The organism is Mycobacterium yunnanensis (assembly GCF_025823185.1).
Classification (GTDB): Bacteria; Actinomycetota; Actinomycetes; order Mycobacteriales; family Mycobacteriaceae; genus Mycobacterium; species Mycobacterium yunnanensis.
Genome location: NZ_JACKVK010000008.1, coordinates 363,071 through 387,636 on the forward strand (window position 1 = coordinate 363,071; position 24,566 = coordinate 387,636).

Here is a 24,566-nt window from a genome sequence, read left to right on the forward strand (position 1 = left end):
ATGACGACCCGAGGGCGCAAGCTGAAGCCCGGCCGCATCACGTTCGTCGGTTCAGGCCCCGGTGACCCGGGCCTGCTGACGACGAGGGCGCGCACGGTACTGGCCAACGCGGCACTGGTCTTCACGGACCCTGACGTACCCGAGGCGGTGCTCGCCATAGTCGGCTCCGAGCTGCCGCCCACGTCGGGCCCGGCGGAGGCTACCCAGAACGACGACGCGACGACGGCCGACGCCGACGTCCCCGTGGCCACCACGACCATCCCCGGCGGTGCGGACGTCCGCCCCGCCCTGGGTGATCCGACCGAGGTCGCCAAGCTGCTGGTCCACGAGGCGCGTACCGGCGTCGACGTGGTGCGGCTGGTGGCAGGCGATCCACTGTCGGTCGACGCGGTGATCACCGAGGTCGGCGCCCTGGCCCGGACGCAGGCCCAGTTCGAGATCGTGCCCGGGCTGGCGCCCGGCGCCGCGGTTCCCACCTACGCGGGACTCCCGCTGGGTTCCTCACACACCGTGGCCGACGTTCGCGGTGACGTGGACTGGGCCGCCCTGGCTGCGGCCCCGGGCCCACTGATCTTGCACGCCACCGCATCTCACCTTCCCGAGGCTGCGCGCACGCTGATCGAGTACGGCTTGACCGAGTCGACGCCGTGCGTCGTGACCGCGAATGGCACGACGTGCCAGCAGCGTTCGGTCGAGACCACGCTGTCGGGCCTGCAGGACAAGGCGACGCTGGTCGCCGCCGAGTCGACGGGGCCGCTCAACGGCCCGCTGGTCGTCACGATCGGCAAGACCGTCGCCAACCGCGCCAAGCTGAACTGGTGGGAGAGCCGGGCGCTGTACGGCTGGACCGTGTTGGTGCCCCGCACCAAGGATCAGGCCGGCGAGATGAGCGATCGGCTGGTCTCCCACGGCGCCCTGCCGATCGAGGTCCCGACGATCGCCGTCGAACCGCCGCGCAGCCCGGCCCAGATGGAGCGGGCCGTCAAGGGTCTGGTGGACGGTCGGTTCCAGTGGGTCGTGTTCACCTCCACCAACGCCGTGCGTGCGGTGTGGGAGAAGTTCAACGAGTTCGGTCTCGACGCCCGCGCCTTCTCCGGGGTGAAGATCGCCTGTGTCGGACAGGCGACGGCCGACAAGGTCCGCGCCTTCGGCATCAACCCCGAGCTGGTGCCGTCGGGTGAGCAGTCCTCGCTGGGCCTGCTCGACGAGTTCCCGCCGTACGACGACATCTTCGACCCGGTGAACCGGGTGTTGTTGCCGCGGGCCGACATCGCCACCGAGACCCTCGCCGAGGGCCTGCGCGAGCGGGGCTGGGAGATCGAGGACGTCACGGCCTACCGCACCGTGCGGGCGGCACCGCCGCCGGCGCAGACGCGCGAGATGATCAAGACCGGTGGTTTCGACGCGGTGTGCTTCACCTCGAGTTCGACGGTGCGCAACCTGGTCGGCATCGCGGGCAAGCCGCACGCCAGGACCATCGTGGCGTGCATCGGACCCAAGACCGCCGAGACCGCAGCCGAATTCGGGCTGAGGGTCGACGTGCAACCGGAGACCGCTGCGGTCGGACCGTTGGTCGAGGCGCTGGCCGAGCATGCCGCGCGCCTGCGCGCCGAGGGTGCGCTGCCTCCGCCGCGCAAGAAGAGCCGCCGGAGGTAGCGGAGGCTCGATGCCCAACCTCAACCACCGTCCGCGCCGTCTACGGTCGACGCCGGCCATGCGCCGGCTCGTCGCCCAGACCTCCTTGGAGCCACGGCATCTGGTGCTGCCGATGTTCGTCGCCGACGGCATCTCCGAGCCGCGTCCGATCGACTCCATGCCCGGGGTGTATCAGCACACCCGTGACTCGCTGCGCAAGGCGGCCGCGGAGGCCGTCGCCGCAGGCGTGGGCGGCCTGATGCTCTTCGGGGTGCCCGAGGAGGAGGACAAAGACGCCACCGGGTCGGCCGGGGTGGCCGAGGACGGCATTCTGAACGTCGCGCTGCGTGACCTGGCGACCGACCTGGGGTCGGACACGGTCTTGATGGCCGACACGTGCCTGGACGAGTTCACCGATCACGGTCATTGCGGCGTGCTCGACGTTCGCGGTCGGGTAGACAATGACGTCACCAACGCGCGCTACGTCGAACTCGCCGTGGCACAAGCCAATTCGGGCGCCCACGTGGTGGGCCCGAGCGGGATGATGGACGGTCAGGTCGCGGCGATCAGGGGTGGCCTCGACGCCGCCGGGCACTCCGACGTGGTGATCCTGGCCTACGCGGCCAAGTTCGCGTCCGGTTTCTACGGCCCCTTCCGCGAAGCGGTGGGCTCGAGCCTGCAGGGTGACCGCCGGACCTACCAGCAGAATCCCGGCAATGCGCGGGAGGCGTTGCACGAGATCGAGCTCGACATCGACGAGGGCGCCGACATGATCATGGTCAAGCCCGCCATGGCCTATCTGGACGTCGTGCGCACCGCCGCCGAGGTGTCGCCGGTTCCCGTTGCGGCGTACCAGGTTTCGGGTGAGTACTCGATGATCCGCGCCGCCGCCGACAACGGGTGGATCGACCTGCGCACCATGGCGCTGGAGACCTTGACCAGCATCCGTCGGGCCGGAGCGGACATCGTGCTGTCCTACTGGGCGGCCGACGTCGCGGACTGGCTCGCGTGACCGAACGTCCGCAGGTTCCGCCGCCGGAACCATATGGCGGCCCGCCGCCCAATCCATACGGCGCACCCCCACCCGGATATGGCGGCCCGCCGCCCGGATATGGCGGCCCCCCGCCCGGATATGGCCCACCACCCCCCGGCCCGCAGGGCCCGCCGGTGCTGTCCGAGCCGCTCGTCCGCCCCGACGACGTCGACACCGGTTTCTGGTTGTGGCTGGTCGCGACGACGATGATGGTGATCGGCTACGTCGTCGACCTGGCCGCTGCGCCCCTCAAGGCCCCCTCGGTGGTGGTCTACGGGGTCTCGGGAGTCTTCCTCTTCGTCGTCGCGTCGGTGGTGGTGACGTTCCTGTTCCTGCTGCGCGCGGGGTATCGCTGGGCGCGCACCCTGCTCACCGGCGGTGGGGCGGCGACCATCGTCTATGCGCTGACCAACTTGTTCGGCGTCGACCGACCGACGGTGGCAGCCTTCGTGTTTGCGATCACCGCCGTCATCGCCGTGGTCTGCGTCGCCGGCGGAATCTACCTGCTGCACCGCAAGGACGCCCACGAATACTTCACGCGCTGAGCGTGACGCTAGGCTGGCCCGACCATGTCCGACTCCCCACCCGACGCCACTCGTCCACGCACGGTGACGGCGGCGTTCTGGTGCTGGTTGGTCGCGGCGATCCTGGCCGCAGCCTTCGGGATGCTCATCGGCACCTTCACCACCGCGTTGGTGTTCCAGGTGGCGGGGCTGATCCTGGTGGTCGCCGGCTTGGCGCAGGGCTATCTGGCGGGCCGGGCGCGCCGGGGGTCCAGGCGGTTCGCGAACGCCGCGGTGGGTCTGTCGATGGCGTCGGTGGCATATCTGGGCGTACTGATCGTCGTGGCCGGAATCGCGCCGTTCGGCGTGCTCATCGTCGCGGTGATCATGGTGCTGTTCATCACCGGCTCGGCGATGAATCAGCGCAGCACGTCGCAGCAGTGGTACGAGTCCCGGGGCCACGCGTGACATCCGATCCCGAGATCCTCTTTCACGAACCCGGTGCCACGCTGTGGTGGCTGGCGGCCGGCCCCGTCGCGGCCGTGCTGATGATGTTCATCCAGGTGTCCTCGGGCTACGGCTGGCACCCCCTGCTGCCCGGGGTGTTCCTGGTGTTGGTGACCGGCTTCCTCGGACTGCAGGTCAAGGCAGCCCGCATTCACACGTCGGTCGAGCTGACCCGTGAGTACCTGCGGCAGGGCACCGAGACGATCCTGCTCTCGGAAATCGCCAGGATCTACCCGGAGGCAGACGGGCCAGAGGTACCCAAGTGGCAGTCGTACCGGGCACTGGGGGAACTGACCGGGGTACCGCGCGGTCGCACCGGCATCGGGGTGAAGCTCAGCGGCGACCGTCGGGCCCAGGCGTGGGCGCGCCGGCACCGGAACCTGCGGGCCGCGTTGGTGTCCGTCGTCGACGAGGGAGTTGCGTCGTGAAGGCTCGGGCGATCGTCGAATTGGTGCTCGCCGCGGTGGCCGCGGTGGGATGCGCGCTGAGCTGGCTGGCGGCGAAGTCCCCGGCCGTGGCCGCCCCCGTGATCGCCTCCGAGCCGCCGATGCCCACCGTGACCTACGACCCGTCCTTCGTCGTGCTGGCGATGCTGTTGCTGACGGTGGCGGCGGTGTTCGCGGTGCTCGGCATCGCACGGCTTCGACGCGGCTGACTCTCGGGAAGTGACCCCCACCACAGCGCTATTGGTACAAAGTACGAAATCTGTAACACTGTGTCGGTGACCGAACTCGCCGAGAATGGCCAGCGCTCCGACGCCCTGCCCCTTGGACCCGACTCGTTGGTGTGGAAGTACTTCGGTGACAACCGGATGTACCTGATCGGCCCACGACCCGCCGTCCTGCAGAACATGCTGGCCGAGCTGGGCCAAGGCGTGCTCGACCACTCGGTGTTCTTCGCCGACACCGCGGCCAGGGTCAAGCGGTCCATCCCGCCGATCATGATGACCGTGTACGGGTCCGACGACGACGCCGAGGGGCACGAGGTGCGGGACTTCCACCGCGACATCAAGGGCGACATGCCAGACGGCCGCCGCTACCACGCGCTGGACCCGGAGACGTATTTCTGGGCGCACGCCACCTTCGTCGAGCAGGTGCTGTACTTCGCCGACACCTTCGTCAAGCGGCTCACCGACGAGGAGAAGGAACGCATCTACCTCGAGTCGAAGACGTGGTACCGCCGCTACGGCGTCAGCGACCGCCCGATGCCCGCCGATTACGCCGGCTTCCAACGGTATTGGGACCGGATGATGGATCAGATCGTGATCGCCCACCCCACGGCGAAGTACGGCGTCGGCTATGTCACCAAGGGCTTCCCCCGCCCCAAGGGGGTGTCGCCGACGACGTGGCGTGTGGTGTACCCGTTGTTCAACCCCGTCGCGGCCTTCCTCACCACCGGCGGCATGCCGCCCCGTGCCCGGGATCTGCTGGAGCTGCCGTGGGGTCCCCGGCGAGAGCGGGCGTACCAGGCCTTCGCCGCGGCGTGGCGGTCGGCGCCGGTGAACTGGACGTGGAACCGGCTGCCGATGACGGTGCGCTACAACGGTTTCGCGCGGGTGGGCTATGGCCGTCGTTGACACCGCCAATTCCGCGACCCGGGCAATCCTGGATGCGGCCCTCGTCGAATTCGAGCGGCACGGCTTTCAGCGGGTCGCGCTCGACGACGTGGCCCGCCGGGCGGGGGTCAGCCGCACCACCATCTACCGCCGGTTCGCCAACCGAGACGAGTTGGTCGCCGCGGTCATCGAGCGCGAGAACGTGGTGCTCTTCGCCGACATCGCCGCGGAGTTGTCCCGCGCCGAGAAGCCGGCCAACTACTACGTCGAGGCGTTCACCCAGTCGATTCTGATGTTCCGCAGGCACCGCGTGCTCAACCAGATGATGACCGAGGAACCCGCCCTGGTGCTGGAACTCGGGCGGCGGCACCACGGTGCGGCGATCGAGCGGATGGCCGACGCACTGCGGGTGATCTTCCCCGCCGGGTTCGCCGACCGGATCGGTGCGGCCGCCGTCGACGACCTCGCCGAGACGATCCTGCGCTACGCCGCCATGGTGCTGCTCTTGCCGAGCGCCGAACCGCTCGACACCCCGGAGCGTCTGCGCGCGTTCGCCGAGAGGCACTTCGTCCCCAGCCTGCCTGCTGCGCTGCGGGCCGTCCCGGTGTGATCCAGACCCCTGCGACAGGCGGTTGTTTTGCTGATCACACTTTTGGGCAATCTTGGCCCATGTCTGACGAGCAGATCACCGAGAAGCCCGAGGTCACCGACGAGCACCGCGAGAAGGCCAAGGAGATGGCCAAGGCCTATCAGGACGATCGGCCTACCGTCGGGCTCCCCGGCACCAGCAACACCGTTACGGGACAAGCGGTCTCGGAGTGGATCGACGAGGATGGCAACCCCAAGTTCGGCGAGGTCGAGGAGGGCGGCGGCGTCAAGCGCGAGGACGTGATGGGTGTGCGCGAAGAGTCGATGGGCGACGAGTCCAAGGAGGAATCGAGCTAGGTGCATTCCCTGGAGGACGTCGCCCCGGTCTTTCGCGACATGGCCCACGCCATCGTGTGGGCGTCGGTCGCCACCGTCGACGGCGACGGTCGGCCCCGTTCGCGCATCCTGCACCCCTACTGGGAGTGGAACGGCACGGATTTGGTCGGGTGGATCGCCACCGTGCCCACGCCGCTGAAGCGGGCCCACCTCGACGCCCACCCCGAGGTGTCCGTCAGCTATTGGCGGCCCAGCCACGACACGTGCAGTGCCGAGGCGACGGTGCAGTGGTATCTCGACGACGACACCTGCGGGCGGGTGTGGGAGGCGTTCGCCAGTGCGCCTGCCCCGGTTGGCTACGACCCGTTCATCATCCCGATGTGGAGCGACGGCCCCACGTCGGATCAGTTCGCCGTCCTGCGTCTGGCGCCGTACCGTCTGCGGGTGATGCCAGGCACCGTGATGACCGCCGGTGAGGGCGAGACGCTGCTCTGGTCGGCCTCCTAGCAACGTTTGCCACCGTGGCCAGAGCCCCCCACAATGGCCCCGTGGTCGGCTCGGACGTCAGTCATCTTCCTCGGGCACCACGGAACCCACTGTCGCCGAGACGGCTGCTGGCCGCGTTGCGCGAGTTCGACACCGGCGGGGAAGTGCTCAGCGCGGCGGGCGGACCGGTCACCAGAATTCAGTTCGGCCCCGCGTGGCTGATGCCGCCGGTGGTGCTGGTGACCTCACCGGAGGGCATCGGCGACGTCCTCGCACGCAATCACCACCTCGGCGAGCGATGCATCGTCCACGACGAGGTCCGGCACCTGGCCGGCGACAGCCTGTTCGTGCTGCCCAACGAACGCTGGGTGCCCCGCAAGCGCGCCCTGCAACCGGTTTTCACCCGCCACGAGGTCCGGCGGTTCGGCGGTCACATGTCACGGGCCGCCCACGAATTGGTCGACCACTGGCGGGCCGCGGGCCTCGACGACGGCCTGCAGGTCGACCTCGACCCGGCGTGCCGTCGGCTGACCATGCAGTCGCTGGGCCGCTCGGTCCTGGGCGTCGACCTCAACGATCGCGCCGACGTGATCTCCGAGTGCATGCACGTCGCCTCCGGGTATGCCGCCGACCGGGCGCTTCGTCCGGTGCGGGCTCCGCGTTGGCTGCCGACCCCCGCCCGTCGGCGCGCCCGCCGCGCGGTGGCGACCATGCTGCAGGTCGCCGACGAGATGCTGCAGGCGTGCCGTCGGGACCCCGCGCGCGACGCACCCCTGATCCGCGCCTTGCTCGCGGCCACCGATCCGGTGACCGGAGCCGCCCTGTCCGACCGCGACGTCTGCAACGACCTGCTGATCTTCATGCTCGCCGGACACGACACCACCGCCACGGCGTTGACGCACTCGCTGTGGGCGCTGGGACACCACCCGCAGATGCAGGATCGGGTGGCCGCGGAGGTCGCGGCGATCGGTACCCGCGAGCTGACCCCTGCCGACGTGCCACGGCTGGGTTACACCCGCCAGGTGCTCCTCGAGTCGCTGCGGCTGTGTCCGCCGGCCGGCGGGGTCGGGCGGCTCGCGCTGCGGGATCTCGAGGTGGCCGGTCACCGGATCGAGGCGGGCAGCATCGTCGCGGTCGGCATCCAGGCCGTGCACCGGAATCCCGCGCTGTGGACCGACCCCATGGCGTTCGACCCGGACCGATTCGCCCCAGAGGTGGCCGCCACCCGGCCGCGGTGGCAGTTCGTCCCGTTCTCGGGTGGTCCGCGCTCCTGCATCGGGGAGCACTTCGCGATGCTGGAGACGACACTGGCGCTCGCGACCGTCGTCGCGGCCGTCCGGGTGCGCTCGCTGAACGCCGACTTCCCCGTCGAGGTGCCGTACACCACGGTGGCCAAGGGGCCGATCCCCGTCGCCCTGGCCGCTCGGTGACCGGTACTCCTACACCCTGTAGTTGACGGCGGGGGACCGGCTGGGACACTGGTGGACATGCGTGCTGACCCACAGGTGTCCACCTCGGCACGGCTCTTCGCCGAGGCGTCCGCCGTCATCCCCGGTGGGGTCAACTCGCCGGTCCGGGCGTTCAACTCCGTCGGAGGTACGCCGCGCTTCATCACCAAGGCCGCGGGTTACTGGCTCACCGACGCCGACGACAACCGCTACGTCGACCTGGTCTGTTCCTGGGGTCCGATGATCCTCGGGCACGCGCACCCCGCGGTCGTCGAGGCCGTCCAACGCGCTGCCGCCGACGGGTTGAGCTTCGGGGCGCCCACGCCGTCGGAGAGCGACCTGGCCCGCGAGATCGTCGGCCGCGTCGCCGCGGTCGAGCGGATCCGCCTGGTCAACTCCGGCACCGAGGCGACGATGAGCGCCATCCGACTGGCCAGGGGTTTCACCGGCCGGGCCAAGATCGTGAAGTTCTCGGGCTGCTACCACGGGCACAGTGACGCGCTGCTGGCCGACGCCGGCTCAGGCGTCGCGACGCTGGGGCTGCCCTCCTCGCCCGGCGTCACCGGCGCGGCCACCGTCGACACGATCGTGTTGCCGTACAACGACGTCGGCGCCGTCGAGCAGGCGTTCGCCGAGTACGGCGCGGACATCGCCTGCGTCATCACCGAAGCGGCGGCAGGCAACATGGGCGCCGTCCCGCCGCGCCCCGGCTTCAACGCCGCGCTGCGCCGGATCACCGCCGAGCACGGCGCACTGCTCATCCTCGACGAGGTGATGACGGGGTTCCGGGTCAGCAGATCCGGTTGGTACGGCGTCGATCCCATCGACGCCGACCTCTTCGCGTTCGGCAAGGTGATGAGCGGCGGCCTGCCTGCTGCGGCGTTCGGCGGCCGCGCCGAGGTGATGGAGCGGCTCGCGCCACTGGGGCCGGTGTATCAGGCAGGCACGCTCTCGGGCAATCCGGTCGCGATGGCCGCGGGCCTGGCCACGCTGCGGGCCGCCGACGACGCGGTGTACGCCGCGCTCGACGCCAACGCCGACCGGTTGGCCGGGCTGCTGACCTCGGCGCTCACCGAAGCGTCGGTGGCGCACCGTATTTCGCGGGCAGGCAACATGCTGAGCGTCTTCTTCGCCGATCACGAGGTGGTCGACTTCGCCTCGGCCAAGGCCACCGACACGTGGCGCTTCCCGCCCTTCTTCCACGCCCTGCTCGACGCGGGGGTCTACCCGCCGTGCAGCGCCTTCGAGGCGTGGTTCGTCTCCGCGGTGCTCGACGACGACGCGTTCGGCCGCATCGCGGCGGCCCTGCCCGCCGCGGCCCGCGCCGCCGCCGACGCGACGAGGCCGTCATGACCGATCCCGTCAAGACCGTCGTGCACGTGATGCGCCACGGCGAGGTCCACAACCCGGGCCAGATCCTCTATGGCCGCCTGCCCGACTTCCACCTGTCCGACAAGGGCCGCGCCCAGGCCGCCCGGGTCGCCGACTGGCTGGCCACCCACGACGTCACCTACGTCGTCGCCTCGCCGCTGGAACGGGCCCAGGAGACGGCCGGACCCATCGCGGCCACGCACGGCCTGGCAATCGACACCGACCCCGACCTCATCGAGTCGGAGAACGTCTTCGAAGGCGAGCGGGTCTCGCCGGGGGACGGCGCCCTGCGCAACCCACGCAACTGGTGGCACCTGCGCAACCCACGCACTCCGTCATGGGGTGAGCCGTACACCCACATCGCCGAGCGCATGCAGACCGCGTTGTTCCGGGCCCGCGACCACGCCATCGGCCACGAGGCCGTGTGCGTCAGCCATCAGCTCCCGACGGCCACCTTGCGTCGGTCGTTGACCGGGCAGACGCTGCACCACCTGCCCACCGCGGCCAACCGGATGTGCAACCACGCGTCGCTGACGTCGTTCTACTTCCACGACGAGGCATTGGTCGGCTGGGGTTACTCGGAGCTGGATGGCCAGTGAGATGGATCGCGGCGTGGCTGGTCGGGGTATCGGTCCTGGTGGCCGGCTGCGCCACCGGTGACGACGCCGTCGCCCAGGGCGGCACCTTCGAGTTCGTGGCACCAGGCGGCAAGACCGACATCCTCTACGACCCGCCCGACAGTCGGCACCGCCCCGGCACGATCAGCGGACCGCTGCTGACGGATCCGGCCAAGACGGTGTCCGTGGCCGGGGCGAGCGGAGCGACGGGAGAAGGTGAAGACTTCGCGGGCAAGGTCGTGGTCGTCAACGTGTGGGGACAGTGGTGCGGGCCGTGCCGTTCGGAGGTCCCCGAACTGGAGAAGGTGTTCGAGGCGACCCGCGCCCAGGGCGTTCAGTTCCTCGGCATCGACGTGCGAGACAACAACCGTGACGCCGCAGTCGACTTCGTCACCGACCGCAAGGTCACCTATCCGTCGATCTACGATCCCGCGATGCGCACCATGATCGCCTTCGGCGGCAGGTACCCGACGACGGTCATCCCGTCGACGGTCGTGCTGGACCGCCAGCATCGGGTGGCGGCGGTGTTCCTGCGCGAACTGCTCGCCGAGGACCTGATGCCGGTCGTGCAGAAGCTGGCCGCCGAGAAGTGACGGCAGACGTGACGGTCCTCGCGGCGGGTCTCGACCAGGTCGGCACGCTGGTCTCGGCCGGTCCACTGGTCGTCGCCGTGCTTGTCAGCGTGCTGGCCGGATTCGTCTCGTTCGCCTCGCCGTGCGTCGTGCCGTTGGTGCCGGGCTACCTGTCCTACCTCGCGGCCATCGTCGGAGTGGACGACCGTGACGCCGCTGCGGTGACGGTGAAGACGGCGCGGCTGCGCGTGGTCGGTGCGGCCGCGCTGTTCGTGGCCGGGTTCACGGTGGTCTTCGTGCTCGGCACCGTGGCGGTGCTCGGGCTGACCACCACGCTGCTGATCAATCAGCTTCTGCTGCAACGCATCGGCGGCGTCGTCACCATCGTGATGGGGTTGGTGTTCGTCGGCTTCATCCCGGCTCTGCAGCGCGAGGCGCGCTTCACTCCCAAGCTGTTGTCCACGATCGGCGGGGCGCCGCTGCTCGGTGCGGTGTTCGCCCTGGGGTGGACGCCGTGTCTGGGCCCGACGCTGACCGCGGTGATCGCGGTGGCCTCGGCCACCGACGGCGCCAACGTGGCCAGGGGCGTGGTCCTCGTCGTCGCCTACTGCCTGGGATTGGGAATTCCGTTCCTGCTGTTGGCCTTCGGAAGCGCCGGGGCGGTACGGGGGCTGGGCTGGCTGCGCCGGCACACCCGCACGATCCAGATCTTCGGCGGTGTCCTGTTGATCGTCGTCGGCGTCGCCCTGGTGACCGGGGTGTGGGCGGACTTCATCTCCTGGGTGCGTGACGCGTTCGTCAGCGACGTGCGGTTGCCGATATGAGGGTGCTCACCCGCCTTGGCGCGTATGCGAGGAACACCTGGCGCACCTTGACCTCGATGGGCACCGCGCTGGTGCTGCTGTTCCTGCTGGCGCTGGCGGCGATCCCCGGTGCGCTGATCCCGCAGCGCAGCCTCAACGCGGGCAAGGTCGACGAGTACCTCGCCGAGCACACGCTGATCGGGCCGTGGCTGGACCGGCTGCAGGCCTTCGACGTGTTCTCCAGCTTTTGGTTCACCGCCATCTACGCACTGCTGTTCATCTCCCTGGTGGGGTGTCTGACCCCGCGGTTGGCCGAGCACGTCCGCAGCATGCGGGCCACGCCCGTCGCCGCGCCGCGCAACCTGGCGCGGCTGCCCAAGCACCAGACCGTCGTCGCGGCGGGTGAGGTCGACTCGGTCGCCGCGGGCGTGGAGGAGCGCCTCAAGGGCTGGCGCCGGACCAGTCGCCGTGAGGGCCCGAACGGTGAGATCGTCGAGATATCCGCCGAGAAGGGTTATTTCCGCGAGTTCGGCAACATCGTCTTCCACTTCTCGCTGCTGGCGCTGCTGATCGCCATCGCGGTCGGCAAGCTGTTCGGTTACGAGGGCAACGTCATCGTGGTGGCCAACGGCGGGCCCGGGTTCTGCTCGGCGAGCCCGGCGGCCTTCGACTCCTTCCGGGCGGGCAACACCGTCGACGGCACCTCGCTGAATCCGATCTGCTTGCGCGTCAACGACTTCGACGCGAACTACCTGCCGAGCGGGCAGGCGCTGAGCTTCGCGGCCAACGTGGAGTACCAGGCGGGTGACGACCTCACCACCAACACCTGGCGGCCCTACCGGCTCGAGGTCAACCACCCGCTGCGGCTCGGCGGGGACCGGTTGTACCTGCAGGGCCACGGCTACGCCCCGACCTTCACGGTCACGTTCCCGGACGGGCGCACCCGCACCCAGACGGTGCAGTGGCGGCCCGACGATCCCATCACCCTGCTGTCGTCCGGGGTGATCCGCGTCGACCCGCCCGCAGGCACGTATCCCGACGCGGGGGAGCGCCGCAAGAATCAGATCGCGATCCAGGGCCTGTTCGCCCCCACCGAGGAGCTCGACGGCAAGCTGCTGTCGTCGAGCTTCCCGGCGCTGCGCGATCCCGCGGTGGCGATCGACGTGTACCGCGGTGACACCGGTCTGGACACCGGGCGTCCGCAGTCCCTGTTCACCCTCGACCCTCGCCTGATCGAGCAGAAGCGGCTCACCAAACAGGTGCGGGTGAACCTCAAGGCGGGCCAGTCGACCCGGCTGAACGACGGCACCGTGGTCAGGTTCGACGGGGCGGCACCCTTCATCAACGTGCAGGTCTCCCACGACCCGGCACAGGTCTGGGTGCTGGGGTCGGCGATGACGATGATGGCCGGGCTGTTGGTGTCGCTGGTGGTGCGCCGACGACGCATCTGGGTTCGGGTTTCCCCGGCCTCGCCGGGTACCGTTGAGGTCGAGCTGGGCGGACTCGCCCGCACCGACAACTCCGGGTGGGGCGACGAGTTCGAGAAGTTGACGGCGCGGCTGGTGCCGGCGACGGAAGAAGGCGGGAGAGAACGCGGATGAACACCCCCCACATCGACATCGGGCTGGCCCGGTACTCGGATCTGGCGTTCACGTCCACGATCGTGGTGTTGGTCATCGCCCTCCTGCTGCTGGCCGTCGAGCTGGCCTACAGCGGCACCCGTCGGGCCGACGCCCGTGAATTGGTGACGGCGACCTCGGCCGGGTCGGGCACGGTGTCCACCGACGTCGGCACTCCCGGCGTCGTCGTCGACGCGCCGAAGCGTCCGGCCGACGAGCGGATCGGACGGGCCGGTCTGGCCCTGGTCTACGTCGGCACGGCCATGCTGTTGGCCTGCATCGTGCTGCGCGGCCTGGCGACCTCGCGCGTGCCGTGGGGCAACATGTACGAGTTCATCAACCTGACCTGTTTTTGCGGGCTGGTCGCGGCGGCCTTCACGCTGCGCAAGCCGAAGTTCCGCGCGCTGTGGGCGTTCGTGCTGCTGCCGGTGCTGATCCTGCTGGCGGTGTCGGGCAAGTGGCTCTACTCCAACGCCGCGCCCGTGATGCCCGCGCTGCAGTCCTACTGGTTGCCCATCCACGTGTCGGTGGTCAGCCTCGGATCGGGTGTGTTCCTGGTCGCCGGCGTAGCCAGCATGCTGTTCCTGGCCAAGATGTCACCGCTGGGCGAACCCGGCAGGCCAGGGCGGCTGGCCGCCGTCGTCGGGCGGCTGCCCGACGCGCAGACCCTGGACCGGATCGCCTATCGCACGACCATCTTCGGGTTCCCGATCTTCGGCTTCGGCGTGATCTTCGGTGCCATCTGGGCCGAGGAGGCATGGGGCCGGTACTGGGGCTGGGACCCCAAGGAGACCGTGGCGTTCATCGCCTGGGTGGTCTACGCGGCGTATCTGCACGCCCGCTCCACGGCGGGGTGGCGCGATCGAAAGGCCGCCTGGATCAACGTCGTCGGCTTCGTGGCGATGGTGTTCAACCTGTTCTTCATCAACCTGGTCGTCACCGGCCTGCACTCCTACGCCGGGGTGGGCTGAGATTGCATCCCCGAGGCTCTCGGCGTTTCACCCCACCGCCGTCGGACTTCCGCGCGCAGCAACGGTTCAGTGATCCGTCGCAGGCCATTCCACCGGAGTGGACCGCACCGACACCGCCTCGCGGCATACCCGTGATCGAGCTGCCAGCGCCCCAGCCCGCGCCCGCCCCGCAGCCCGCGCCCAAGCCCGAACCGACTGCACCGTCGCCCTCGCCCTACCTCGACCTGTCGACCGTGGCACTGCTGGGCCAGCCCAAGCGCACGCCGACCGCGGGCTGGCGGCGCTGGGTCTACCTGTCGACCTTCACGCTGGTCAATCTCGGCGAGAGCCGCAAGGCGTTGCGGCGCAAGGAGCTCGCCGCGCAGGCCAGCCGGCCGCTCCGCGGGTGCTACCGGATCGCCATGCTGTCACTGAAGGGCGGTGTCGGCAAGACCACGATCACCGCCACGTTGGGCGCGACGTTCGCCTCCGCGCGCGGTGACCGGGTCATTGCGGTGGACGCCAACCCCGACCGTGGAACGCTGAGCCAGAAGGTGCCGCTGGAGACACCGTCGACCGTTCGGCATCTGCTGCGCGACGCCGAGGGCATCACCAGCTATAGCGACGTCCGCCACTACACCTCTCAAGGCCCAAGCCGACTGGAAGTGCTTGCCTCGGAGAGTGATCCGGCCATCTCGGAGGCGTTCAGCAGCGACGACTACGCCCGCACCCTCGAGGTGCTCGAGCGCTTCTACAGCCTGGTGCTCACCGACTGCGGCACGGGCATGCTGCATTCGGCGATGTCGGCGGTGCTGAGCAACGCCGACGTGTTGATCATCGTCAGTTCCGGCTCGGTCGACGGTGCTCGCAGCGCATCGGCGACCCTGGACTGGCTCGACGCCCACGGCTATCAGCAGCTGGTGGTGAATTCGATCGCGGTGATCAACGCCGTGCGGCCGCAGACGGGTCGCGGCGGGTCCCGCGTCGACCAGAAGAAGGTCGTCGACCACTTCTCGCGGCGGTGCAAGGCCGTGCTGCAGGTGCCGTTCGACCCGCACCTGGAAGAGGGCGCCGAGATCAGCCTGGAGCGGTTGAAGCCGGAGACGCGCGATGCGCTGATGGAGCTGGCGTCCGTAGTGGCGAGCGGGTTTCCCACCACGGCGTGACGGACTGAACCCTAGCGAGGGTCCTTGCCGTGGTTGAGCCGATTCAGGAATTCGGGGTCGTCGTCCGGCCCGATGGTCCTGGTTCTCGGCCGGTTGGCAGTCGCGCGCAGCAGGCGCCAGGCACCGTAGGCCAGACCCGCCAAGATGACGACGAGGAGAACGAACTGAAGCACAAAAACCTCCTTGACGTAAAGGATACGCGTCGTCGGTAGGCTCGGGTTCGTGTCTGATGTCGATGGAAGTGACGCGACTCGCGCGGCGGTACGTCCCGGATCGCGGATGGTGCTCGACGTCCTGATCTACACCGTCGCCCGCATCCTGCTGGTCGTCGTCCTCGTCGCGGCGATCTACTTCGGCGGCAAGGCTCTCGGCATCACCGAGTTCCCGATCGTCATACCGATGTTGTTCGCGATCGTGCTGGCCCTGCCGTTGGGGATCTGGCTGTTCGCGCCGCTGCGCAACAGGGCCACCGCGAGCATCGCCGTCTTCGACGAGCGTCGCCGCCGCGACAAGGAGCAGTTGCGGTCGCGCTTGCGCGGCGACCAGCCGCCGCAGTCGTGACGGAAGTATGACGACGTCACCGAGGTCCGCCTTCGGAGCCGAATTCGCCGGGGCCGCAGGATTTCTCAATTCGGCCACCTATGGTCTGCCGCCGACCTTCATGCTCGAGGGCCTCACCGACCGCATCGCGCAGTGGCAGGCGGGCACCCTGGACGTGCCAGCCTTCGACGAGTCGGTCACCCGCGCCCGCGCGGCGTATGCCGATCTGGTCGGCGTCCCCGTCGACTCGGTGGCCATGGGCGGAAGCGTCTCGGCCCTGCTGGGTCTGGTGGCGGCGGCCGTGCCCGACGGCACCCGGGTGGCCACACTGCGCGGCGAGTTCACCAGCACCACCTTTCCGTTCGCCAGTCAGGCGGCCCGCGGCGTCACCGTCACCGAGTTGGCGGGAGCGGAGTTGACCGCCCGCGCCGCGGACTACGACGTGGTGACGGTGAGCCTCGTGCAGTCGGCCACCGGCGAGGTGCTCGACGTCGACGCCCTGAAGGCCGCGGTCGCAGGCACCGACACCCTGACCGTCGTCGACCTCACCCAGGCGGTCGGCTGGAAGGCGCTCGACCTCGGCTGGGCCGACGTCACGGTCGCCGCGGTCTACAAGTGGCTGCTGGCGCCGCGGGGTACGGCGTGGATGTCGTTGAGCCCGAGGGTCGCCGCATCGACGACACCGCATCTGGCCAACTGGTACGCCGGCGAGGAGCCGTGGTCGTCGATCTACGGTCTGCCGCTGAGGTTGGCCGATGACGCCCGTCGCTTCGACACGTCACCGGCCTGGTTCGGCGTCTACGGCGCCGGGCTGACGATGCCGTGGCTGGCCTCCCTTGATCGTGCGTCGGTGGAGGCTCACTGCCTGGCCCTGGCCGGCCGGTTGCGCAGCGAGTTCGGGCTGCCACCTCACGACTCGGCGATCGTCTCGCTGCCGGTGCCGGGTGTTCCGGAGCACGCCGCGCAGGCGTTGACGCAGGCCGGGATTCGGGCCTCGGTGCGTGCCGGAGCGGTGCGCGTGGGCTTCCACCTCTACAACACCGAGGACGACCTGCAGCGTCTGCTCGACGCGCTGGCGCGGTAGGCGAGCTATCCGTCGAGCTGCCCGGCGATGCCGCGCTCGATGCCAAGCCGCGTGGCCGGCGGCAGCACCACCAGGCCGTCGAGCTCCTTTCCCGCCAGCTCATAGGCCTGCCCGCGTTCGTTCTGCGTCGCGCCGGCGTCCGAGGCGACACTGAGCAGGCTGCGGGCGCGGGCGATTCGCTGCTGCTGTTCGGGCGAGAAGTCGCTGCGGCGCCGTCGGATGGCCTCGGTCTCGGCGGCGTCGAACGCCGTCGTGTAATCCTCGACGGCCGCGAGGTACTGGGCGGCGGCCTCGCGGTCGTCGAGCAGATCCTCGGCCCGCGCCGGACGCAGCAGGTCGGCGCGCAGCTTGGCCTTGTGGAACTCGTTGGTCAACGGCGCGCGCAGATCGGTCATCAGCGGGAAGTCCAAGAGCTTGGCGGCGTCGAGTTCGTATTCCAGCCAGCGGGCGTCGGTCTGGGCGTGGGTCTCGAGGGTGCGGGTGATCATGCGCCAGACAGCGGCGGGCCGCTCATTGGGCCCAGCGGCGGTGTTGGCCGGCGCAGGTGATGGGGCGTGCTGCGGTTCAGCGGGTGCCGGCGCCGACGACCCCTGGAACCGCTTCCAGAGGCCGAGACCGGCGAAGACCACCCCGGCGACGGGAACGAGCATCAACGCAAGCTCCGCCAACCGGAAGACGATGCCCATGTGGCCAGGATGCCACTAGCCAAACGTCAGGGCAGCCGCGACGGCGATCGACCACACCAGCATCGTCAGACCCGTGTCGCGCAGGACCGGGATCAGGTCGCGGCCGCCGAGACCGGACCGCACGGGCTTGGCGGCGCGCACCGCCAGCGGCAAGGCCACCAGACCGGCCGCGCACCACGGGGTCGCCAGCATCAAGACGAGCGTCAGCACGAACGCCGCCGCGACGAGCACCTGGTAGAGCACGCGGGTGCGGCGATCGCCGAGGCGCACTGCGAGGGTGATCTTGCCCGACTCGCGGTCGGTGGGGATGTCGCGCAGGTTGTTGGCGACCAGCACGGCCGACGACAGGGCGCCGGTCGCCACCGCCAGCGCGGCGCCGACCCAGTCCACCCGCAGCGCCTGGGTGTACTGCGTGCCGAGCACGGCGACGAGACCGAAGAACACGAACACCGCGATCTCGCCGAGGCCGATGTAGCCGTAGGGCTTGGAGCCGCCGGTGTAGAGCCAGGCACCCGCGATGCATGCCGCGCCGACGGCGATCAGCCACGGCTGGCTGACGACGGCCAGCACGAGGCCGGCAACCGCGCCGACGCCGAGACTGATCGCCGCAGCGGTCGCGACGGCGCGCGGCGTAGCCAGGCGCGAGCCGACCAGCCGCAGCGGCCCGGCGCGCACGTCGTCGGTGCCGCGGATGCCGTCGGAGTAGTCGTTGGCGTAGTTGACCCCGACGATGAGGGCCAACGACACCACCAGCGCCAACAGGGCGCGCCACCACACGGCCTCGCCCAGCCACGCCGCCGCGCCCGTGCCCGCGATCACCGGGGCGACGGCGTTCGGCAACGTGCGGGGGCGGGCGCCCTCGACCCACTGCGCAAGAGATGCCACGGGGAGAATCGTCGCACGGGCGACCGTCATCGCTCCGGTGCCGGGTGCGCGACGCCCCCGATGCCGGGCACCAGCTCCCGGGTCACCGTCCGCCGGTATGCGTCGCGGGCGAGCCCGCCGAACACCTGCACGCTGCCCCAGTCGACGTCGGGCCTGCCGACGAGGCGGCTCGGCACCTCGTGCAGCTGGCCGAGGACCGTCAGCGTGGCGAACACCCCACCGACGTCGCGGCGCCGGTCCTCGATGAGCGAGGGCCGCGGTGACTCGATCACCGTCAGCGGGGTGCTGGCCACCCCGGCGCGCACCCAGGGGACGTCGTGGATGCAGGGGAACAGGAACGCGACCGGCCACCCGACGAGCACCGGTCCCTTGTCGGCGAGGAACGCGGTCAGCCCGATCACCGACCGCAGCCGCGGGCCGGTGAACGCCAGCCAGCCCAGGGGGTCGGTGCGGGCGTCGACGGCGTCGATGCGCACCCGGTCGGCACCGGCCGGGACGGCGGTGGCGTCGACGCCGAGGGAGCGCCACAGGGGATGGGCGGGATCCTCGCCGGCGGCGGGCCGGTCGGCGGGCACGATCTCGCCGAGCGGGGTGACGCCGTCGCCGCCGGCACGACCGAACTCGAAGGCCAGCCGATTGCCGCCGTCGGTCCGGCCGGCCACCGACGTGGTCACCCCGCCGTTCGCCGGTTGCGGCGGGAGGACGAACCAGGGACTCGTCGCGCGGCCGGTCGATTCGGTGCCCGGGGTCAGGCTGCCCCACAGGTACGTCGAGGCACCGCGACCCGGCGGGTCGGGCGGAGGAGCGGCGGGGGGATAGCCGGCGCCCGGGGCGAACCCGGTCAGCTGCTCGCCGCCGTCGGCGGAGGCCGCCAGGGTCGGCCCGTCGGGCAGCACCTCGACGTCGTCGGCCAGCCCGCACACCCCACCTCCGGTGAGGCGGTTCAGGTTGACCGTCGCCAGCGATCCCTCGCTGCGGCGCAGTGGCGCGGCGGCGAAGGACCCCAGCAGCAGGGCCAGCGCGGCGCCGACCGCGATCATGGTCGTCACGGCGGGCGCCCTGGCCAGGCGACGGCCGCTCGCCGTCACCGCTGCGACGGCGACGAGCCAGGGCAGCGGTGAGTTCAGCGACAGGCCAAGCGGCCGTGGAGGTTCGGCCTCCCACGGCACGTCGTAGACCACGGGCAGCCACCACGAGTTGGGTCCGTCGAAGGAGACTGCCGCGGCGGCGATCAGCAGGGCGGTGCCTGCCGCGGCGACGACGTTGGTGTACCGGTCGGGGGTCCGCGCCCGCCGCGCCACCAGCACCACGCCCACCGTCAGCAGTGCCGCGGCCGGGCCGGCCACCGCACCGAGGTGGTAGGACCACTTGGACGGCGACACGGCGAAGAGCGCCAGGGCCACCCCGAACACCGCCGCCGTCCTCAGGGCTGCCCGCCCGACGACGTCGCGGCGCCGGCGCGGCAGCGCGAGGAGCCCGACGACCGGAATCATGGCCGCCGCCAACAGGATTGGCAGTCTCTTGGCCGCGCTGCCCTGCTGGTCGCCGCCCAGCAGGTAGCGGTACCGGTCGGGTTCGTCCCACCAGGGCAACGCGGGTCCGAAGAACGTGTGCCAGTCGCTGGCGATGAGCAGCCCGTCCCAGGTCTGGTCGGCGAACACGATCGTCAGAGCTACGGCCAGAAGGCAACTGAGGGCCGATGCGGTGGCGATCAGCCGCGTACGGGCGCCGCCGCGCAGGATCGCCAGCAGCCGTGGCGCGCACACCAGGATCGGGGCGGCGACGATGACGCCGCTGGGGCTGACGGGCACCGTCACGGCGAGCACCAGCGCGAGCACACCCAGCCCGCGAGGGTCGCGCACCCGCAGCGACAGCGCGAAGGCCGCCGTCACGCCGAGGGCGACGAACGACTCCGGGCGCGTGCCCAGGTTGAACGGCAACCACGCCGCCAGCAGGCACAGCGCGGCGATGACCCGTACCCGAATCGTCGCCGCCCGCACCGGAAGCAGCGCGCCGAGGACGCCGCGGCTCAGGGCGTACCAGGTGGCCACCGCGAGCAGCGTGCTGGGCAGGCGCAGCCACAGCGGCGCGATGCTGACGGAGGTCAGCGGGGCCAGCAACTCCTGGCTGAAGGCGAACGGCACCTCGGGGGCGTTCCACCACCGGTAGTAGTTGCCGGGGCTGCCGGTGGCCGCGACGTTGCGCGCGATCATCGACGCCCACCCGTCGTCGACCGCCAGCGGCCCGATCACCGCCCATCCCAGCAGCGTCGTCACCACGGCGGCGTCGACCCACCACACGCGCCTCCACCGAGGCCGGTGCCGAGGGCGTCGCCGCCGAACCCGTGGCAGCAGCACCACGACGGCCGCGGACGCGCCGAGTTGCGCGGCGACGAGGGCAATCTTCAGCGCGCCCGGTGTGGTGGCGAACGGGTCGGTGACCTCGACGGTGACGGACAGGCCCGCGGCGGCTCGCGGGCCGAGGTCGGTGCGAAAGCCGAACACCTGGGGCACCGGTTGCCCGGTCAGCTCCGTGCGACGCCCGTCGGGCGATTCGACGGTGACGCCGCCGGGTCCGGCGGTGACGGCGGCGCGGCAGTCTGCGGCGGCCGACGGCGCGAGCGGCACCGTCCGACCGTCGACGCGGACTCGGGCGCCGGTCACGTCCAGCGTCCCGGGCCCGGTGCCCGTCTCGAGCACCGTGCGGTCGGGGCCTGCCGCCCGCAACGCCGAACAGGGCACCGTCGCGGTCAACGTGGTGGGCCGGTACGGCACGATCGCCGCCGAACTGGAGGTGACCGCCTGACCCGGTACGGGCCAGGTGACGGTGGAGGTCTGCACCCACGTGGGCGCGAACGGCAGTGCCAGTCCGGCGAGGACGCCGATGAGGCCGAGCAGCATCGTCGGCCACGGGTGCGTCATCTGCCGGCCAGCCGTCGGGGACGTAGTCAGGGCCTACCTTGCCGGGTTGGTGGGTGATCCAGGGTTCAGGCTGTCAGCAGATTGCGTCTCGAGTGACCATGCCGCCGGACCGTCACAGCACCGTCATCATGCGCCCGCACGAGCGCGTCGGACGCGATACCGGACAATGGGCTGATGCTCGCAGTGATCGGTGGCAGTGGTTTCTACTCGTTCTTCGGCTCGGATGCCCGCAGTGTCAGCGTCGACACCCCCTACGGTCCACCGAGCGGCGCGATCACCGTCGGCACCGTCGGAAGCCACGAGGTCGCCTTCCTGCCGCGCCACGGCGCCCATCACGAATTCAACCCGCACACCGTGCCGTATCGCGCGAACATGTGGGCGCTGCGGGCGCTCGGCGTCCGACGCATCTTCGCGCCGTGCGCGGTGGGCAGCCTGACCACCGAGCTGGGACCCGGGTCGATGGTGGTGCCCGATCAGCTCGTCGACCGCACCAACGCGCGTGCCGACACCTACTTCGACACCGGCGGCATCCACGTCGGGTTCGCCGACCCGTATTGCCCGACGCTGCGCGCGAACGCCGCCGAACTGCCCGGCGTCGTCGACGGGGGCACGATGGTGGTGATCCAGGGTCCGCGCTTCTCGACGCGTGCGGAGAGCCGCTGGTTCGCCTCCCAGGGCTTCACGCTGGTCAACATGACCGGGTACCCCGAGGCGGTGTTGGCCCGCGAACTGGAGATGTGTTACGCCGCAATAGCGTTGGTGACCGACCTCGATGCGGGCATCGAGTCCGGCGAGGGTGTGAAGGCCGTGGACGTGTTCGCCGAATTCGAGAAGAACATGGTGCCGTTCAAGAAGTTGGTGCGCGAGGCCATCGGCAGCGTGGCCCAGGAACGAACCTGCACGCACTGCCTGCCCCACGAGGGCGTCACCCTGCCGTTCGAGCTGCCGTGAAGGTCCTCGTCACCGGTGCCGCGGGTTTCATCGGCTCGCAGGTGTGCGCGGCCCTGACGTCGCGCGGCCACGAGGTGGTGGCGGTCGACGCGATGCTGAGCGCCGCCCACGGTGCCGCCAGCACCACACCCGAGGGCGTGCTGGAGGTCGACGTGCGCGACGCGTCCGGCATCGCGTCACTGCTGCCGGGGGTCGACGTCGTCTGCCATCAGGCGGCGGTGGTCGGCGCCGGAGTCGACGCCTCGGATGCGCCAAACTACGGCAGCCACAACGACTACGGGACCACGGTGCTGCTCGCGGAGATGTACGCCGCGGGTATCCGGCGGCTGGTGCTGGCGTCCTCGATGGTGGTCTACGGCCAAGGCGGCTTCACCTGTCCGGCCCACGGTGCGGTCGACCCGTTGCCGCGGACGACGGCGGATCTGGACGCGGGGGTCTTCGAGCACCGCTGTCCGATCGGGGGCGAGGAACTGGACTGGCGGCTGGTGGGGGAGGACGCGCCGCTGCGGCCCCGCAGTCTGTACGCGGCCAGCAAGACCGCCCAGGAGCACTACGCCCTGGCCTGGAGTGAAGCGACCGGAGGGTCGACCGTCGCGCTGCGCTATCACAACGTCTACGGCCCGATGATGCCGCGGGACACGCCCTACTCGGGCGTGGCGGCGATCTTCCGGTCCGCGATCGAAAGAGGCGAGCCGCCAAGGGTATTCGAGGATGGCGGGCAGATGCGGGACTTCGTGCACGTCGCCGACGTCGCGGCCGCCAACGTCGCCGCGGTGGAGGCCGACACGTCGAGTTTCGAGGCGTTCAACGTGTGCTCGGGGCGGCCCATCTCCATCATGGACGTCGCGACGAGGATTTGTGCCGCGCGCGGTGGTCAGCCGCCGGTGGTCACCGGCCAGTACCGCAGCGGCGACGTCCGCCACATCGTGGCCAGCCCCGCGGCGGCCGCCGAGGTGTTGGGCTTCCGTGCGGCGGTCGACCCGGACGACGGCTTGCGGGAGTTCGCGTTCGCCCCACTGCGGGGGTGACCCTCGGTCAGATCGGTGCCGCGTTACCCAGCGTCGTGAATCCCGAGCGGAAGAGCGCCCCGTGGACCGCAGGGTATTCACGAGCGACACCGCGAGCCTGGGGTTTCACGGGCGGCTGTTGGCCTTTGACACCCGTCAAGTAATACTGCAGGGATGACGACCCCGATCTGCGAGCAGTACGGAATCGACTTTCCCCTGTTCGCCTTCAGCCATTGCCGCGACGTCGTCGCCGCGGTGACCAACGCCGGCGGCATGGGTGTGCTCGGTGGCACCGCGTTCACCCCGGAGGCCTTGGAACGGGAACTCGCCTGGATCGACGAGCAGGTCCGGGGCAAGCCGTACGGCGTGGACATCATCGTGCCCGCGAAGTTCGAGGGCAAGGGCGAAAAGCTCGGCGCCGGTGCGCTGGTCGACCGGATCCCGGCCGAGTATCGGGACTACGTCACCGAAATCCTTGCCGCCCATGACATTCCCGCTGACGACAAGAAGCGCGTCGGCGGCAGCAGCCTGTCCGGCGACACCGGCGAGGCGCTGCTGGAAGTGGCCCTGCGGCACCCCATCAAGCTGATGGCCAACGCCCTCGGGGTGCCGCCGCCCTACATGATCGAGGCGGGGCGCGCCTCCGGTGTTCCGGTGGCCGCGCTGGTCGGGGCCCGTGAGCACGCGCTCAAGCAGGTGGCCGCAGGCGTCGACCTCATCATCGCCCAGGGCACCGAGGCAGGCGGACACTGTGGCGAGGTGTCGACGCTGGTGCTGGTGCCCGAGGTGCTCGACGCCCTGGCCGAGGTGGGCAGCGACATCCCGGTGCTCGCCGCGGGCGGCATCGTCACCGGCCGGCAGATGGCGGCGTGCGTGGCGATGGGCGCCGCGGGCGCGTGGACGGGGTCGGTCTGGCTGACCACCGAGGAGGCCGAGACCGCGCCGCACACCAAGGACAAGATGCTCGCCGCCGGTTCGCGTGACACCATCCGCTCGGCCGGCCGCACCGGCAAGCCGTCGCGGCAGCTGGTGTCGGACTGGACCGACGCGTGGGCGCCCAACCCCGACGGCCGCACGCCGTTGCCCCTGCCGCTGCAGTCCATGCTGGTCGAGCCCACGCTGCGCCGCGTCGACAAGCTGGCCGCCAGTGGGCATCCCGGTGCGCAGGAGCTGGCCACCTACTTCGTGGGACAGGGTGTGGGGTTGATGAACAAGGTGAAGCCCGCCCGCGACGTCGTGCTCGAGTTCATCGAGGACTACCTGCGGGCCGCTCAACGCCTGGGTGCGTCGGTACCCGACTGAG

At 70.4% G+C, this 24,566-nt stretch carries 27 protein-coding genes; 23 read left to right on the forward strand and 4 right to left on the reverse strand.

The genetic code is table 11. The annotated features are described in order from the left end of the window. The 18 genes from H7K45_RS11870 (at nt 1) to H7K45_RS11955 (ending at nt 15,189) form a co-directional block, all read left to right on the forward strand. Nucleotides 1–1,656 carry a bifunctional uroporphyrinogen-III C-methyltransferase/uroporphyrinogen-III synthase gene (locus tag H7K45_RS11870; RefSeq protein ID WP_263996002.1) on the forward strand — a complete coding sequence of 552 codons (1,656 nt, stop codon included), beginning with the start codon at nt 1–3 and terminating at the stop codon, nt 1,654–1,656. Nucleotides 1,657–1,666: 10 nt separating this feature from the next. Further along, nucleotides 1,667–2,647 carry a porphobilinogen synthase gene (gene hemB / locus H7K45_RS11875; RefSeq protein WP_263996004.1) on the forward strand — a complete coding sequence of 327 codons (981 nt, stop codon included), beginning with the start codon at nt 1,667–1,669 and terminating at the stop codon, nt 2,645–2,647. Then, nucleotides 2,644–3,213, forward strand: coding sequence for a hypothetical protein (locus H7K45_RS11880; RefSeq protein ID WP_308206405.1), 570 nt, complete (start codon nt 2,644–2,646; stop codon nt 3,211–3,213). Before hemB ends, H7K45_RS11880 begins: the two co-directional genes overlap by 4 nt. 24 nt (nt 3,214–3,237) lie before the next feature. Then, a complete protein-coding gene (locus tag H7K45_RS11885) occupies nt 3,238–3,639 on the forward strand; it encodes a hypothetical protein (RefSeq protein ID WP_263996005.1) in 402 nt (133 codons plus the stop codon). After that, nucleotides 3,636–4,106, forward strand: a complete 471-nt coding sequence (gene mce1N / locus H7K45_RS11890) for a transport-regulating membrane protein Mce1N (protein ID WP_263996006.1) — start codon at nt 3,636–3,638, stop codon at nt 4,104–4,106. Before H7K45_RS11885 ends, mce1N begins: the two co-directional genes overlap by 4 nt. Continuing rightward, a complete protein-coding gene (locus tag H7K45_RS11895) occupies nt 4,103–4,333 on the forward strand; it encodes a hypothetical protein (protein WP_263996007.1) in 231 nt (76 codons plus the stop codon). The genes mce1N and H7K45_RS11895 overlap by 4 nt, the downstream gene beginning before the upstream one ends. Before the next feature lie 66 nt (nt 4,334–4,399). Next, entirely contained in the window at nt 4,400–5,254 is an 855-nt protein-coding gene (locus H7K45_RS11900) for an oxygenase MpaB family protein (protein ID WP_263996008.1), read from the forward strand. Next, the gene (locus H7K45_RS11905) at nt 5,241–5,843 is read left to right on the forward strand and encodes a TetR/AcrR family transcriptional regulator (protein WP_263996009.1); all 603 of its coding nucleotides are present in this window, start codon (nt 5,241–5,243) and stop codon (nt 5,841–5,843) included. The genes H7K45_RS11900 and H7K45_RS11905 overlap by 14 nt, the downstream gene beginning before the upstream one ends. 59 nt (nt 5,844–5,902) lie before the next feature. Then, nucleotides 5,903–6,178 carry a hypothetical protein gene (locus H7K45_RS11910; protein ID WP_263996010.1) on the forward strand — a complete coding sequence of 92 codons (276 nt, stop codon included), beginning with the start codon at nt 5,903–5,905 and terminating at the stop codon, nt 6,176–6,178. A 39-nt stretch (nt 6,179–6,217) separates the two neighbouring features. Continuing rightward, the gene (locus tag H7K45_RS11915) at nt 6,218–6,664 is read left to right on the forward strand and encodes a pyridoxamine 5'-phosphate oxidase family protein (protein ID WP_276069984.1); all 447 of its coding nucleotides are present in this window, start codon (nt 6,218–6,220) and stop codon (nt 6,662–6,664) included. 41 nt (nt 6,665–6,705) lie between these two features. Beyond that, nucleotides 6,706–8,073 carry a cytochrome P450 gene (locus H7K45_RS11920; protein WP_263996012.1) on the forward strand — a complete coding sequence of 456 codons (1,368 nt, stop codon included), beginning with the start codon at nt 6,706–6,708 and terminating at the stop codon, nt 8,071–8,073. 57 nt (nt 8,074–8,130) lie between these two features. Next, on the forward strand, nt 8,131–9,444 hold the full coding sequence (gene hemL / locus H7K45_RS11925) for a glutamate-1-semialdehyde 2,1-aminomutase (protein WP_263996013.1): 1,314 nt from the start codon (nt 8,131–8,133) through the stop codon (nt 9,442–9,444). Next, nucleotides 9,441–10,061, forward strand: a complete 621-nt coding sequence (locus H7K45_RS11930) for a histidine phosphatase family protein (protein WP_263996014.1) — start codon at nt 9,441–9,443, stop codon at nt 10,059–10,061. The genes hemL and H7K45_RS11930 overlap by 4 nt, the downstream gene beginning before the upstream one ends. Beyond that, on the forward strand, nt 10,058–10,672 hold the full coding sequence (locus H7K45_RS11935) for a TlpA family protein disulfide reductase (protein WP_263996015.1): 615 nt from the start codon (nt 10,058–10,060) through the stop codon (nt 10,670–10,672). The genes H7K45_RS11930 and H7K45_RS11935 overlap by 4 nt, the downstream gene beginning before the upstream one ends. Before the next feature lie 47 nt (nt 10,673–10,719). After that, nucleotides 10,720–11,475 (forward strand): cytochrome c biogenesis CcdA family protein, encoded by a 756-nt coding sequence (locus H7K45_RS11940; RefSeq protein WP_263996972.1) that lies wholly within the window; start codon nt 10,720–10,722, stop codon nt 11,473–11,475. Beyond that, entirely contained in the window at nt 11,472–13,055 is a 1,584-nt protein-coding gene (gene resB / locus H7K45_RS11945) for a cytochrome c biogenesis protein ResB (RefSeq protein ID WP_263996016.1), read from the forward strand. Before H7K45_RS11940 ends, resB begins: the two co-directional genes overlap by 4 nt. Next, nucleotides 13,052–14,044, forward strand: a complete 993-nt coding sequence (ccsB, locus tag H7K45_RS11950) for a c-type cytochrome biogenesis protein CcsB (protein ID WP_263996017.1) — start codon at nt 13,052–13,054, stop codon at nt 14,042–14,044. The genes resB and ccsB overlap by 4 nt, the downstream gene beginning before the upstream one ends. 2 nt (nt 14,045–14,046) lie before the next feature. Further along, nucleotides 14,047–15,189, forward strand: coding sequence for a MinD/ParA family ATP-binding protein (locus H7K45_RS11955; RefSeq protein ID WP_263996018.1), 1,143 nt, complete (start codon nt 14,047–14,049; stop codon nt 15,187–15,189). Nucleotides 15,190–15,200: 11 nt separating this feature from the next. Here the strand turns inward: H7K45_RS11955 and H7K45_RS11960 are convergent, their stop codons facing one another. Beyond that, nucleotides 15,201–15,362 carry a hypothetical protein gene (locus H7K45_RS11960; protein WP_263996019.1) on the reverse strand — a complete coding sequence of 54 codons (162 nt, stop codon included), beginning with the start codon at nt 15,360–15,362 and terminating at the stop codon, nt 15,201–15,203. Between the two features lie 106 nt (nt 15,363–15,468). Between H7K45_RS11960 and H7K45_RS11965 the strand changes: the two genes are divergently transcribed. Together H7K45_RS11965 and H7K45_RS11970 are read left to right on the forward strand one after the other, a co-directional pair. Further along, nucleotides 15,469–15,750, forward strand: a complete 282-nt coding sequence (locus H7K45_RS11965; RefSeq protein WP_263996973.1) for a DUF4229 domain-containing protein — start codon at nt 15,469–15,471, stop codon at nt 15,748–15,750. Between the two features lie 7 nt (nt 15,751–15,757). Next, nucleotides 15,758–16,813: an aminotransferase class V-fold PLP-dependent enzyme gene (locus tag H7K45_RS11970; protein ID WP_263996020.1), complete on the forward strand. Its 1,056-nt coding sequence runs from the start codon at nt 15,758–15,760 to the stop codon at nt 16,811–16,813. A 5-nt stretch (nt 16,814–16,818) separates the two neighbouring features. Here H7K45_RS11970 and H7K45_RS11975 read toward each other — a convergent pair whose 3' ends face one another. Genes H7K45_RS11975 through H7K45_RS11985 form a run of 3 tightly spaced genes read right to left on the reverse strand, consistent with a single transcriptional unit; the run spans nt 16,819 to nt 21,305 of the window. Next, nucleotides 16,819–17,499: a hypothetical protein gene (locus H7K45_RS11975; RefSeq protein WP_263996021.1), complete on the reverse strand. Its 681-nt coding sequence runs from the start codon at nt 17,497–17,499 to the stop codon at nt 16,819–16,821. 15 nt (nt 17,500–17,514) lie between these two features. After that, on the reverse strand, nt 17,515–18,384 hold the full coding sequence (locus tag H7K45_RS11980; protein ID WP_263996022.1) for a 1,4-dihydroxy-2-naphthoate polyprenyltransferase: 870 nt from the start codon (nt 18,382–18,384) through the stop codon (nt 17,515–17,517). 26 nt (nt 18,385–18,410) lie between these two features. Next, on the reverse strand, nt 18,411–21,305 hold the full coding sequence (locus H7K45_RS11985) for an arabinosyltransferase domain-containing protein (RefSeq protein WP_263996023.1): 2,895 nt from the start codon (nt 21,303–21,305) through the stop codon (nt 18,411–18,413). Nucleotides 21,306–21,476: 171 nt separating this feature from the next. On the opposite strand from H7K45_RS11985, the gene H7K45_RS11990 reads away from it, so the two are divergent. The 3 genes from H7K45_RS11990 to H7K45_RS12000 all read left to right on the forward strand — a co-directional run bounded on the left by H7K45_RS11990 (nt 21,477) and on the right by H7K45_RS12000 (nt 24,565). After that, nucleotides 21,477–22,256, forward strand: coding sequence for an S-methyl-5'-thioadenosine phosphorylase (locus H7K45_RS11990; protein ID WP_263996974.1), 780 nt, complete (start codon nt 21,477–21,479; stop codon nt 22,254–22,256). Further along, on the forward strand, nt 22,253–23,284 hold the full coding sequence (locus H7K45_RS11995) for an NAD-dependent epimerase/dehydratase family protein (protein ID WP_263996024.1): 1,032 nt from the start codon (nt 22,253–22,255) through the stop codon (nt 23,282–23,284). The genes H7K45_RS11990 and H7K45_RS11995 overlap by 4 nt, the downstream gene beginning before the upstream one ends. 153 nt (nt 23,285–23,437) lie before the next feature. Next, the gene (locus tag H7K45_RS12000) at nt 23,438–24,565 is read left to right on the forward strand and encodes a nitronate monooxygenase (protein ID WP_263996025.1); all 1,128 of its coding nucleotides are present in this window, start codon (nt 23,438–23,440) and stop codon (nt 24,563–24,565) included. Nucleotide 24,566 lies beyond the last annotated feature (1 nt).